Annotated in this window: 6 protein-coding genes, 1 tRNA gene and 3 pseudogenes; 5 read left to right on the forward strand and 5 right to left on the reverse strand. The window is 42.4% G+C overall.

Annotated features, from left to right (window positions below):
- Positions 1-77: 77 nt before the first annotated feature.
- The 4 genes and pseudogenes from pepT to JCM15907_RS01000 form a co-directional block, all read right to left on the reverse strand.
- Positions 78-1,294, reverse strand: a pseudogene (gene pepT, locus JCM15907_RS09955) (peptidase T).
- Positions 1,295-1,315: 21 nt separating this feature from the next.
- A pseudogene (locus JCM15907_RS09960) lies at positions 1,316-3,293 on the reverse strand (OPT family oligopeptide transporter).
- A gap of 33 nt (positions 3,294-3,326) precedes the next feature.
- Positions 3,327-5,333 carry a polysaccharide biosynthesis protein gene (locus tag JCM15907_RS00995; RefSeq protein WP_025842358.1) on the reverse strand — a complete coding sequence of 669 codons (2,007 nt, stop codon included), beginning with the start codon at positions 5,331-5,333 and terminating at the stop codon, positions 3,327-3,329.
- Positions 5,334-5,383: 50 nt separating this feature from the next.
- Positions 5,384-6,703 (reverse strand): UDP-glucose dehydrogenase family protein, encoded by a 1,320-nt coding sequence (locus JCM15907_RS01000; protein ID WP_025842359.1) that lies wholly within the window; start codon positions 6,701-6,703, stop codon positions 5,384-5,386.
- A 537-nt stretch (positions 6,704-7,240) separates the two neighbouring features.
- Here JCM15907_RS01000 and JCM15907_RS01005 point away from each other — a divergent pair.
- From JCM15907_RS01005 to gltX, 5 genes and pseudogenes are all read left to right on the forward strand, one after another.
- Positions 7,241-7,313: transfer RNA gene (locus JCM15907_RS01005), tRNA-Lys, on the forward strand.
- Positions 7,314-7,511: 198 nt separating this feature from the next.
- Positions 7,512-8,107: pseudogene (locus JCM15907_RS09965) on the forward strand (DUF3109 family protein).
- Between the two features lie 34 nt (positions 8,108-8,141).
- Positions 8,142-8,519 carry a CidA/LrgA family protein gene (locus JCM15907_RS01015; RefSeq protein ID WP_036885290.1) on the forward strand — a complete coding sequence of 126 codons (378 nt, stop codon included), beginning with the start codon at positions 8,142-8,144 and terminating at the stop codon, positions 8,517-8,519.
- Positions 8,503-9,210, forward strand: a complete 708-nt coding sequence (locus JCM15907_RS01020) for an LrgB family protein (protein WP_051522309.1) — start codon at positions 8,503-8,505, stop codon at positions 9,208-9,210. The genes JCM15907_RS01015 and JCM15907_RS01020 overlap by 17 nt, the downstream gene beginning before the upstream one ends.
- A gap of 155 nt (positions 9,211-9,365) precedes the next feature.
- The gene (gene gltX / locus JCM15907_RS01025; RefSeq protein ID WP_025842362.1) at positions 9,366-10,883 is read left to right on the forward strand and encodes a glutamate--tRNA ligase; all 1,518 of its coding nucleotides are present in this window, start codon (positions 9,366-9,368) and stop codon (positions 10,881-10,883) included.
- 131 nt (positions 10,884-11,014) lie between these two features.
- On the opposite strand, the gene JCM15907_RS01030 is transcribed toward gltX, so the two are convergent.
- The gene (locus tag JCM15907_RS01030; protein WP_025842363.1) at positions 11,015-12,247 is read right to left on the reverse strand and encodes a putative outer membrane beta-barrel protein; all 1,233 of its coding nucleotides are present in this window, start codon (positions 12,245-12,247) and stop codon (positions 11,015-11,017) included.
- Positions 12,248-12,274 lie beyond the last annotated feature (27 nt).

Genomic DNA, 12,274 nt, shown 5'->3' on the forward strand with positions numbered 1-12,274 from the left:
AAGATACGATAAAGAGTTGATTACACAATAGTTCTTTACACAGATGGAAAACAAGCTTGAACAAAAGCTCTAAGCCATCAATTCGACCAAAGCGAGGCAAGGTGTATCATCGTTTGCAGAGCTTTGTTCATTGTTGTTAGTGAGCAATATTCATACTTGCCATGAAAATTCATCCCTCCCGTGAAAAGATTAGGCAGGGAAGTCCCATATACGAAAGTCTTGAGCCATCCGTTCCCCCACGTATGGGCTTGATGATGGGTGTAACTCCTGCCATCTTCATAGCCTCTTGTGCTCGCGTTATGAGTTCGGGGTAGGGGATTACCTGCTCTTTCATATTGTAGTACTGGTCTTTGAGAGTGAGTGTAATGCACTCCTGACCCATTTTTTTGTTCATATACGAAATGGCAGAGGCGATAATCCCTTTTTTCTCTTCGAAGAGGGCTTTATCGTGATCTCTTATAATGTATGCCATCTCGGCTTGCTCTACACTGCCCGAAAGGTGCATGAGGTGAAAAAATCCTTCATAGTGTTCGGTCAGTTCGGGACGCATACCGACGGGAAGCATCTCGTGCAGGTCGCAGGCTACTTGGAGAGCATTTGTCATTTTCCCTTTGGCGGCTCCAGGATGTATATTACGTCCTTGTATCGAGAGCTTGGCAGAAGCAGCGTTAAAGTTTTCATACTCCAACTCACCTTCAAAGCCCCCATCCATCGTATAGGCAAACTGTGCCCCGAAAGCCTTTACATCAAAATGATCTACTCCACGACCAATCTCTTCGTCGGGCGTAAAGCCTATGCGGATTTTGCCATGGGCTATTTGAGGGTTGTTCATAAAGTACTCTGCCATGGTCATAATCTCTGCCACACCAGCCTTATCGTCTGCCCCCAAGAGGGTAGTACCATCTGTGGTAATCAACGTATGCCCTTTGTAGAACGAGAGTTCAGGAAAATCTTTGACATACATTGTAAGATCCTTATTGAGGGGTATATCTCTCCCATCGTAGTTTTCGATGATTTGAGGCTTTACATTGGCTCCGCTCATATCTGGGCTTGTATCTACGTGAGCGATAAATCCGATAACGGGCTTTTCTTCCATACCTGGAGTGGCGGGGATAGTACCCATTACATAACCGAAAGAGTCCATAGTAACCTCGGTAAGTCCTAAAGAAATCATCTCTTCTTTGAGAGCTTTCAGAAGCACGAGTTGCTTCTCTGTAGAGGGGTATGTGGTAGAGTTTTCGTCGCTCTGGGTATCAAAACTTACGTAGTGAAGAAATCTATCTTTGAGTTCCATATTTTTTACTGAGAGATAAAGTTATTTTTTGAGAGAGGAGCTTTTCATAGCATCCCAAATAAAGTAGAGTATAATGAGAAGATACATAGCCAACGATAGCCAGTGCGAAGCTATGGAGGCATACCACTCGGAGGCAAAGAAATTGATATTGTAGAATTTTAAGATGGCACTAACGACTCCCATAAGTGCTCCACCTGCGATGAAGCCTGATGCTATCAGTGTGCCTCGATCTCTACGTTGTTTATTGATTGTTTCATCTTTGCTTCTAGAGCCTACAAAGTGGCTGATAAGCCCCCAACCAACAGAGGTGTATTAAGTTGTAGAGGGATAAACATACCCAATGCAAAGGGGAGGGCAGGCACTTTGATAAAGTTGAGAATCAGTGCCAAGATAGCTCCAATAGCGTAGAGAATCCAAGGAGTTTCACCTCCCTCCATAAGAGGTTTGATAACGGCTGCCATCGCATTAGCTTGTGGAGCTACGAGCGAACCCTCGCCTTCAAAACCGTAGGTCTTGCTGAGTACAATCATCACTCCTGCTACGGTTAGTGCCGATACAAAAGTCCCTAAGAACTTCCAACGCTCTTGTACTTTCGGAGTTGTCCCCAACCAGTAACCAATTTTTAAGTCTGTAATAAATCCGCCAGCCATTGATAGAGCAGTACACACTACTCCTCCTATAATCATCGCTGCCATCATACCACGCTCTCCATCAATTCCTACACTGACAAGAACTACGGATGTAAGAATAAGTGTCATAAGTGTCATTCCCGATACGGGGTTGCTACCAACGATAGCGATAGCGTTAGCGGCAACTGTAGTGAAGAGAAAGGCGATAACGAAGACTATGAGCAGGGCTATCGTTGTTTGTCCCCAATGGTGGATAACACCGAATTGGAAGAAAACAAGCGTTGTAATAAGAGCTGCAATGATACCAACAAGGATGAACTTCATCGAAAGGTCTTGTTCGGTACGTACAGTCTCTCCTATTAAGCTGCGTTTATTGCCCAACTCTTGCGTTGCCAACTTAACAGCTCTGCCTATAATGCCCGATGATTTTATGATACCGATAATACCCGCCATTGCAATGCCTCCGATGCCTAAGGGGCGAGCATAGTGCGAGAAGATTTCTTCGGGAGACATTTGTCCGATTAGGGTCGTAACCCCTTCGCCTACACCTATTGTCATACCGGGCGCAAAGTATCCCACAAGAGGGATGATAACAAACCATACCAAGAAAGAACCTGCACAGATAATTGATACATAGGGTAATCCTATTATATATCCCAACCCTAAGACAGCAGCCCCTGTATTAATCTTAAAGAGCATTTTATATTTGTCTGAAAGGGCTACCCCCCAGTCTAACATACGAGTGGAGACTTCGTCGCGCCACCACCCAAAGGTACTTATGATGAAGTCGTATAGCCCTCCTATCAAACCACTCATCGCTAATAGTTTGGTTTGCTTTCCAGCACTCTCTCCTGTTACTAAAACTTCGGTTGTGGCAGTAGCTTCAGGAAAAGGATATTTACCATGCATCTCTTGTACAAAGTAGCGACGAAAAGGTATTAAAAGAAGTATCCCAAGGCATCCTCCCACGAAAGAAGAGAGGAATATTTGCCAAAAACCGGCTTCGAGATGTAGGATGTAAAGAGCGGGTAGAGTAAAGATTGCTCCTGCTACAATGACTCCAGAGGATGCCCCAATCGATTGGATAATTACGTTCTGACCGAGCATATTCTTTTTGCCTGCCAAAGAACCTATGCCGACAGCCAAGATGGCGATAGGGATAGCCGCCTCGAATACCTGTCCTACTTTAAGTCCGAGGTAGGCGGTGGCAGCAGAAAAAAGTATAGCCATAACAACCCCCATGATAATAGAGTAGGGAGTTATCTCTTTGGGCTTAGCACTCGCAGGCATAAGGGCTGATAGGTTTCCCCTGATTTGAGTTCCCGATAGGCATTTTCGGGTAGTTGAGGAGTCGTCTTTGAGTTGTTCATAACCTTTTATTTTGAAGATGTTGTTATCTCTTTTCAAGTGGGTAGTGTAGGAGTTATAGAAGCCCTTTCTCTATCCAATATTTCAAATTCGGAGTTGTTGCTTACATACTCGGGTATTAACCCTTTTAGATACTGTACACATGCTATCTTATTTACTTGCAGGGCACTCTCTCGTAATTGCTCTATAATAGGAAGGACTTCACTATATTCATACTCACGTACCTGTGCAATCTTTATTTTCTCTATCGGAGTGGGAAGATTATTTTCATCCTTCGAAAGTACTTCTTCGTAGATTTTTTCTCCAGGAAGCAATCCTGTGAAAGTGATTTTGATGTCTTTGTTAGGAATTAAGCCTGCCAAACGAATCATACGTTCCGCCAAATCGACAATAAGATGTTCCTCTCCCATATCGAATACGTAGATAAAGGTCCCATTACCCATAGCACTTGCTTGTAATACTAACGAACTTGCTTCTGGAATACTCATAAAAAAGCGACGGATATTGGGGTCTGTTACAGTTACAGGTCCCCCTTGGGCAATTTGGTCTCTAAAGGTATGGAAAACAGATCCTTGAGACCCCAATACGTTGCCAAATCGTGTGGTAATAAAGGTGGTTTTCCCCTTAACAAGCCCTTTTTCAATAGCTTTACCTAAGCTCTGGACATAGATTTCTGCTGTACGTTTACAGGCTCCCATCACATTGGTAGGATTGACAGCTTTGTCGGTAGAGACCATGACCATCTTTTCGATGTCGTACTTTAGACAGTGGTCTGCTATATTTTTTGTGCCTAAGATGTTGACTAATACGGATTCACAGGGATTAGCCTCCATAAGATGCACATGTTTGTAGGCAGCTGCGTGTAAGACGATTTGAGGATGATACTGTGCAAATATCATATTTACTCGTTGAGGTGATCGTACATCTCCAATAACAGATTTGAAAGAAAGTTGAGGAAACTTCTTTTTGAGTTCTAATTGTATGTTGTGCAGATTGGTCTCAGCGTTGTCGAAAAGGATTAATTCTCGTACTCCTAGTTGAGCTATTTGGCGTACTATCTCGCTCCCGATACTTCCTGCCGCTCCTGTCACGAGTACGATTTTGCCCTCGTACAGCTTTTTTACGGGACCGTTGTCCAGTTCGATGGGTTCTCTCATTAAGAGGTCTTCAATGCGTATATTACGTACACTCCTATCAGGGTGAGGAAGATGAGATGTTTTCTCTAAGGCAGGAGTTGTCCAAGTTTCTACCCCTATGGAGCGACACATTTCGATAAACTCTTGTAGACCACGTAATGAATCGTTTTTGTAGGGGAAGATGATGGCATCAACTTTATATTTAATAGCATATCTCTTAAGAGCTTCAAAGTTGGCAATGTAGGATATCTGCTTTCCCTGTATCATGTGGTTGGCATTTGGCCTGTCTGTAGTACAGAATCCTATTACGATGTAGTTGGGATTTTGCTCCAAAAGACTTACCAAAGAAGCCTCCTCTCCACGTACTCCGAATATGCTGACTCTTTTCCGTATTTTTCTCTCGTTATTATGGATAAGCGCCCACTGAGCAATATGATACAACGCTTTTCTATAGCCAATTTCGATGAGGATAAAAGGAAGAAAGAAAAAGAGAAAGAAAAGTATAGGTCTTGTTGTATCCAATGTTCCCAACACTTCTCGAACTACTAAGGCATAGAAAAATGAGATTAACAGGGCGTTGACAAAAACAAAGAGGAAAACTCTTAAGGTTAAACTTGTATAAGCAAAACGAAAAGACTCTCGGTAGGCTTTGAAGAAAGAATTGGTGATAAAAATAGATACAATCGAAATAATGACAATTAACACATACCCCTCGGGTAACATGGAGGTTAAGCCATACTTGGTACAAATAGCCTCACTGCCCCAAACGGCAAAGAGACAAGATATTGTTCCTACGAGAATATCAATCAGAAGAATGATCCAACGAGGTAGAAAGTTCTTTTTAAGAAGACCCTGTAGTAGTTCCTTTAGAGTATTAGACAATGAGTGTCTCTGTTGTAATTCCATTGTTGTTTTTGGTATTAAATGTGTGGAATAACCCTGATCATATTCCTAATTTATTGGCCTCCTACGGAAAAGTAGCGGAGTCCTTCTTGTGTAATGGACTCTTTATTGAAGATATTGCGGCCATCATATATTTCATTGCCTCGCATAAGTTCTTTTACAAGAGACCAGTTGGGGAGACGAAACTGTTTCCACTCTGTAAGTAGGAAGAGAGCATCTGCTTGATGTAGAGCTTCGTATTGGTCAGTGGCGTATGTGATGCGTGTTCCGAAGTTACATCGAGCCTCTTCTATTGCAATAGGGTCAAATACCGTTACTTGGCACCCCAACTGTAAGAGCTTTTCGATGGTTTTGATTGAAGGGGCATCTCGCATATCGTCCGTTTCAGGCTTAAAGGAGGTTCCCCAAATGGCAATCTTCTTACCTTCGAGAGATTCTTGTGGGTGGTTTCTCTGATATTTTTCTACCAAAATTATCTTTTGTCTCTCGTTGACTCTCTGAACGGCCTCAAGTATTTCCAATGTATATCCATGTTCTTGAGCGGTAGCAAGTAGGGCTTTTATGTCCTTAGGGAAGCAACTCCCTCCATAACCACAGCCGGGATACAGAAATTTAGAGCCGATGCGACTATCTGCTCCTATTCCTTTACGTACAGCAGTTACATCTGCCTGTACTTTTTCGCATAGGTTGGCGATGTCGTTCATAAAGCTTATGCGAGTGGCAAGCATAGCATTAGATGCATACTTAATCATTTCGGCAGAGTTTGGATCGGTAAAGAGAAAACGCTCATTAGAGACCATAAAGGGTTTGTATAGGGTAGTCATGAGTGCTTGTGCTCGCTCGCTATCGCATCCGATAACAATTCGATCGGGGTGCATAAAGTCATTCACAGCGTTACCTTCCTTTAGAAATTCGGGGTTAGAGACTACATCGAAAGGAATTGTAACTCCCCTTTTGCCAAGACGTTCCTCAATAATCTTTTTGACCGATAGAGTAGTGCCTACTGGAACCGTGCTTTTAGTAACAAAAACGATATATTGGTTGATGTTGTCTCCCACGATACGAGCTGTCTCAAGTACGGCAGAGGTGTCGGCACTGCCATCTGTTCTTGGAGGAGTACCCACGGCACTAAAAACAATGTCTGCTTGGGCAAGATAAGGCTTTATATCAGTTCCAAAGAGCAGGCGTCCTGCTTTCTTGTTACGAGCAACAATCTCTTGTAGTCCTGGTTCGTATATGGGTATTTTCCCAGCATTGAGGGCATCTATTTTAGTTTGATTTATATCTATGCAAGCCACTTGGACACCCATCTCGGCAAAGCAAGCTCCACTGACAAGACCCACATACCCGACACCAACAACTACTACATTCATAATATTTTAGACTTTTGTACTTTAATCTCTTAGACATAAGCACCCTGCAAAATTATAAAAATCTTCTGATGAAAAATGCTTATTAGCAGAGGATTTTCTTGCTTTTTCTATCTTCTTCTGATAACCTTTAAGAGGGTATTCTTTTTCCTCTGTTTGAGAACTCTTTAGAGAAGATTATACCTCTTCGGAAAAAGGATTAATGGTTCTCAAAGTTTACACGGAGGGTTAGGGGCAAAAGGATTAATGCTTTTGGTCAAAGGATTAATCCTTGGAAGGAATAATTCGGATAGTTGCTCCAAGTAGAGGCAAAAGGTTTGAGGCCGAAGCTTAATAGTCTTGTTTTTAGTTATTTATCTTTTAACTCAGAGGAATAAGGCATTTTTTCTTTCTTCTCTACCATAATTAACGAAAGTGTCTCAGTATTTTTTCGAAACCATTTTTGTCAAGACCTCTTGCGTATTACAAATAAAGTTGTACCTTTGCATCGCATTTGAGAAAAGACAAGGTTAAATCAGTAGTTTCTCTTTGTTTTAGTGCGACTCCGTAGCTCAGTTGGTAGAGCAACTGACTCTTAATCAGTGGGTCGAGAGTTCGAGCCTCTCCGGGGTCACAATAGAGATTAGAAATCCGTCCAAACATTCTTGGACGGATTTTTTGTGTCAGGAATATTTGAAAAGTTTTGTACTGTCATATAAACACCATATATCGGAGGCATTTGTATAATCTCATTTCTTTTTCTCTTTTAGTAGTAGTATAAAACGTTTGCTTCTGTTTAACTTTGCAAGGACTTTCAGCAGTAAGAAAAGTTATGATACAGATAGACGACAAGATTATAAGCCGAGACCTCTTTGAGCGTTGCTTCGTTTGTGATTACGAAGCTTGTCGAGGGGCTTGTTGCGTCGAGGGAGACAGTGGAGCTCCTTTATCGGGGCAGGAGCCTATGATTATGCGTCGTCTGTTGCCCCTTGTAACTCCGCTGTTGAGTGCAGAGGCACTTGCCATTATTCAGGAAAAGGGGATTAGTTATATCGATCAGTCGGGAGAGGAAGTAACTCAACTGGTCAATGGCAAAGATTGCATTTTTACTACCTATGACGAAGAGGGGCGCTGTCTGTGTGCCTACGAGAAGATATACAGAGAGGGCAATAGTTCCTTTCCCAAGCCCATTAGTTGCCATCTCTACCGATAAGGGTACATCGTTATAAGTATTCAATTGCATTGAACTATGATCAGTGGGATATTTGCCGACCTGCCCTCGCTTTAGGGAAAAAGTTAGGCACACCTCTTTATAAAGCATTAAAAGAACCCATTGTAAGAGCTTTTGGAGCTGAATTCTTTGCTGAGATGGAAGAAGCTGCGCGACTTTTAGAAGAGGCTCATAAAGAGCAAGGAGAGAGAAGATAGTTCGAGAGGAGATGACTCGGAGTGAAAGTATAAAATGAGGAGTATAGAGCAAGTTTTTTTTATCTTCCTTTTCTATGCTGTGGGCGAGCTTTTGAGCCTTTTGATAGGTCGTTTTCTCCCTGGTAGTGTACTGGGTATGCTTTTGCTTTTCATGGGATTGAAGTTTCGAGTTGTTCAGCCCTTTCAGGTTGATAAAATCTCCTCTTTTTTAACGACCAATATGGGAGTTTTTTTTGTTCCTGCAGGGGTGGGTCTTATCACTCAATTAGACCTCTTACGTCAGTATTGGTTGGCAATTACTATCTCCATGGTGCTAAGTACAATTTTGGTACTGGGAGTAGTAGCATGGTCGCAGCAGAAGATGAATCGCTATTCCGACAGACGTAAAAAAGTTTATGAAGATAATCGCTGAGGTTTTAACCAATCCCTATTTTGCTCTTCCCTTTACTTTGGGCATCTATATACTTGCCCAAAAGCTCTATCATAGGGTACATTTCCCTCTGTTTCAACCTCTGGTTGTTACAATTATTATTTTGATTTTTCTACTAAAATGGGCAGATATTCCGTACGAAGAGTATCGTGATGGGAGCAATCTGCTTGATTTCCTATTAGGTCCTTCGGTTGTGGCTGTGGGTTTTCTACTATTTGAGAAAAGCGAATATCTGAAGGGGCGTCTACTGACCATCTTAACTTCTGTTTTTATTGGGGCAGTAGTGGGGGTAATCAGTGTAATGGCTATTGCGGCACTTTTAGGAGCAGATAAGGCAATAGTATCCTCTATGGCTCCTAAATCGGTAACTACTCCAATTGCGATAGCCCTTTCAGAAGGCTCTGGGGGTATTCCTGCATTAACCGCTGTAGTAGTGGTTATAGCGGGTATCTTCGGAGGTTTGATAAGTCCTATTGTATTTCGTGTTTTGAAGATTGAGGACAAAGTTGCTAAAGGTTTAGCCTTAGGAGCTTCGGCACATGGTATGGGAACTCTTACGGCTATTCAGTTGGGGGCTGTAGAGGGTGCTTTAGGGGGGCTTGCTATAGGGATTATGGGGCTTTTCACTTCTATACTCATTCCTCTTGCAAAATATGTTTTAGATCTTCTATAGAAGATTTTGCTACTTTTATACACCTCAAGGAGAAAGAGAAAGGAAGAAAAATTTCATATTTAAAAGAGGGAGAACTTAAGCTCTGCACAACGAAACAATCAAGATCTCTCGAACGATGTTGAAAAAGAACAATAAGAATAATAGTAAATAAATATATGAGTATCAAAAAAACACGTGTACGCTTTGCTCCCAGTCCTACGGGACCTCTTCATATAGGAGGCGTACGTACAGCTCTTTATAACTACTTTTTTGCACGCCACTTTGGGGGACAAATGATTCTTCGCATAGAAGATACCGATAGTAAACGCTTCGTACCCGGAGCCGAGGAGTACATTATAGAATCTCTCAAATGGTTGGGTATAGAGATAGACGAGGGGGTAGGCTACGGTGGAGCGTATGGTCCCTATCGTCAGAGTGAGCGTAGGGATATTTATCGACGCTATGTGGAACAGTTGTTGGTAGAAGGTAAGGCTTACAAAGCGTATGATACGGCTGAGGAGTTAGAAGCTGTACGAGCTTCTGTACCTAACTTTCAGTACGATGCCTCTACACGTGGGAAGATGAAAAACACATTGTCGCTTTCTTCTGAGCAGGTCGCTGAGTTAGAAACACAAGGGGTACCTTTCGTTGTTCGTATCAAGATAGAACCGGGCGAAGAAATTGTTGTAAATGATTTGATTAGAGGAGAGATAACTATCAACTCTTCGATTATAGACGACAAAGTACTCTATAAAAGTAGCGATGACCTTCCTACCTATCACTTAGCTAATATTGTAGACGACCATTTGATGGAGATAACCCATGTTATCCGTGGCGAAGAATGGTTGCCCAGTGCGCCCTTACACAAATTGTTATACCGAGCGTTGGGTTGGGAAGATACGATGCCACAGTTTGCCCATTTGGCGTTACTCCTAAAACCCGAAGGTAACGGTAAGTTGAGTAAGCGAGATGGAGACCGATTGGGTTTTCCCGTCTTTCCTTTGGAGTGGAAAGACCCTGAGTCTGGCATGATCTCAATGGGTTATAGAGAGGAGGGATATTTGCCTATGGCAGTGGTAAACTTCCTTGCTTTGCTCGGCTGGAATCCTGGAGACAATAGAGAGGTAATGAGTAGAGAAGAGTTGATAGAGGCTTTTTCCTTAGAGAGATGTAGTAAGTCGGGGGCTAAGTTCGACTTTGAAAAGGGAAAATGGTTCAATCATCATTATCTACAAGAGGAGCCTTTGGAGACTTTGGCAGAGCAGTTCCGCCAAGACCTTAACCGTAGGGGAGTTTATCCTACCGATAAGTTGGCAGATATTATCGCTGTGGTGCGAGATAGAATACAACTCGTTTCGGAGCTTTGGGATGAGACTTTTTTCTTCTTTGTTGCTCCAGAAGAGTATGATGAAAAAACGGTAAAGAAACGTTGGAGGGAGTCTACCCCTCAGGAACTGAGAGAGGTTGCTATAATGTTAAAGGGGCTTGCCTCTTCTTTCGATAGTGCTACTATTGCTGAACAACTGAGTGCTTTTATCCAACAGAATGGTTACAATATGGGAGGAGTAATGAATGCCTTGCGTTTGGCTCTCGTAGGAGCACCTAAAGGTCCTCATATCAACGATATTATTTATCTGTTGGGATTGGAAGAAACCTTGCGACGTATCGAAAAAGCTATCGAACGATTGTCGTAGAGGATTCAGATAGAGATTTTTACAAGACCTCGTCAATAGCCTCTGTTAGATATAAAAAGAGCGGAGAATATGTATCCCATTCTCCGCTCTTTTTCTGTATGTGATGAGGCTTTGGTTTACAGCAACGCTCTTTAATAATTGATGCGAATACCCGAATTAAGAGAAAATCTTAGAGGATGTTCTTTATAGAAAGTGTGTAGACGGCTATTGTCATCGAAGTAGTAACCCAATCCCCCTTCAGCAAAGAGACTGAAGTGACGGGTAATTTGATAGGAAATACCTGCTCTTCCCTGTAGAGAAAATTGCCAAGCTTTTGTATCCAACTTCTCTTTTTCTATTTTGGCAAGTAGCATTTTATCTATTTGGACATTTGCAGCCGTATAGAATCGGAAGTTATTGACTTCTGCCAGTTTCAACTGTACTCCAATAGGTACTCCTAAATAATGTATGTGTTGGCGTACCTGTGGAATAGCCCCAAGATTGAGGACGTTAGAGCGGAGGTAGGTATAGGATATACCAGACTCTAAAGCGAGTACGGAGTTTAGAGCATAAGAGAAGCGAAAGCCTATGTTGAAAGGCTGTGCGTGGTGAAAAGTAGCTCTGTCGTAATTGTATTCACTGCTTTGAGCCGAAGCCAGTCTTCTCGCTTGGGAAGCTCGTAGTTGGGGCTGATTAGGAACGTAGTTTTTGCCCTTTTGAGAGGAAGGAGTTGTATTGGCATAGGCTTGAATAGACAAATCATTATCATAAGCCAATATATCCCTTGCTGAGGGGAAGTTGTCTTTTGGAGAGTTATTGCCTACGCTGGAAGGAGGTGGAGGGGTTACTCCTATTTCTCTACCTGTCTTTTCGTTTTTAAGCGAATACTCTTCAGTACTCTTGCTTTCTTCCTCGGTAGTTTTTATTGATACACTTGGGGAAGAGCGGTTAAACTTAGGTTCTGTAAACTCTTTTTCCTCTTCTGTAATAGATTCTATCGTTTGAGAGGTCAATTCTTGTACTGGACTCTTTGAAGCGGATATAGAGGAGTTACTATTCTTAATAATCGTTGGGTTGGATAATTCTCTATGTGGTGTCGAGGGGATTGAGGTGTGGCTATTGTCTGCTATCATCATAGGTTCTTTTTGTCCTTCCAATGGAGTTGCTTCGTTTTGATGCTTCCAAATAGTTATTCCTACACCAAGGGCTAAGAAGAAAACAGCTGCAATACTCCCCACCTTTCTAAGGAAAGGTTTAGAGAAAATGAACCTTGGACGTACAGGTATTTCTTGAGCAAGTCGGTCCCACCCCTCCTGAAGGTTCAAATCAGAGGAGGAAGGAGTTGCCTCTACCTTTTTCTTGACAGCTTTGAGCCAAGGCTCCAAATTGTTGGGTGTGCGTGTATCTAACTC

This window comes from Porphyromonas gingivicanis JCM 15907, assembly GCF_000614585.1.
Classification (GTDB): domain Bacteria; phylum Bacteroidota; class Bacteroidia; order Bacteroidales; family Porphyromonadaceae; genus Porphyromonas; species Porphyromonas gingivicanis.